Genomic DNA, 1,211 nt, shown 5'->3' with positions numbered 1-1,211 from the left:
CTTGAGGCAAGTTTCCCGCTTAGATGCTTTCAGCGGTTATCTCTTCCGAACATAGCTACCCGGCAATGCCACTGGCGTGACAACCGGAACACCAGAGGTTCGTCCACTCCGGTCCTCTCGTACTAGGAGCAGCCCCTCTCAAATCTCAAACGTCCACGGCAGATAGGGACCGAACTGTCTCACGACGTTCTAAACCCAGCTCGCGTACCACTTTAAATGGCGAACAGCCATACCCTTGGGACCGGCTTCAGCCCCAGGATGTGATGAGCCGACATCGAGGTGCCAAACACCGCCGTCGATATGAACTCTTGGGCGGTATCAGCCTGTTATCCCCGGAGTACCTTTTATCCGTTGAGCGATGGCCCTTCCATACAGAACCACCGGATCACTAAGACCTACTTTCGTACCTGCTCGACGTGTGTGTCTCGCAGTCAAGCGCGCTTTTGCCTTTATACTCTACGACCGATTTCCGACCGGTCTGAGCGCACCTTCGTACTCCTCCGTTACTCTTTGGGAGGAGACCGCCCCAGTCAAACTACCCACCATACACTGTCCTCGATCCGGATAACGGACCTGAGTTAGAACCTCAAAGTTGCCAGGGTGGTATTTCAAGGATGGCTCCATGAGAACTGGCGTCCCCACTTCAAAGCCTCCCACCTATCCTACACAAGCAAATTCAAAGTCCAGTGCAAAGCTATAGTAAAGGTTCACGGGGTCTTTCCGTCTAGCCGCGGATACACTGCATCTTCACAGCGATTTCAATTTCACTGAGTCTCGGGTGGAGACAGCGCCGCCATCGTTACGCCATTCGTGCAGGTCGGAACTTACCCGACAAGGAATTTCGCTACCTTAGGACCGTTATAGTTACGGCCGCCGTTTACCGGGGCTTCGATCAAGAGCTTCGCTTGCGCTAACCCCATCAATTAACCTTCCGGCACCGGGCAGGCGTCACACCCTATACGTCCACTTTCGTGTTTGCAGAGTGCTGTGTTTTTAATAAACAGTCGCAGCGGCCTGGTATCTTCGACCAGCAAAAGCTTACGGGGCAAGCCCTTCACCTTCGCCGGCGCACCTTCTCCCGAAGTTACGGTGCCATTTTGCCTAGTTCCTTCACCCGAGTTCTCTCAAGCGCCTTGGTATTCTCTACCTAACCACCTGTGTCGGTTTGGGGTACGGTTCCCAGTTATCTGAAGCTTAGGAGCTTTTCTTGG

1 rRNA gene is annotated in these 1,211 nt (G+C 53.6%); it reads right to left on the bottom strand.

Features of this window, described 5'->3' with window-relative positions:
• Positions 1-1,211, bottom strand: a 23S ribosomal RNA gene (locus tag ACF8R3_RS07650); the annotation flags it as partial.

It is taken from the genome of Pseudomonas sp. FYR_7, from assembly GCF_043106155.1.
GTDB classification, from domain to species: Bacteria; Pseudomonadota; Gammaproteobacteria; order Pseudomonadales; family Pseudomonadaceae; genus Aquipseudomonas; species Aquipseudomonas parafulva_B.
Note: the sequence above shows the minus strand (reverse complement) of the source record. Positions and strands in the feature narration are given on the sequence as shown.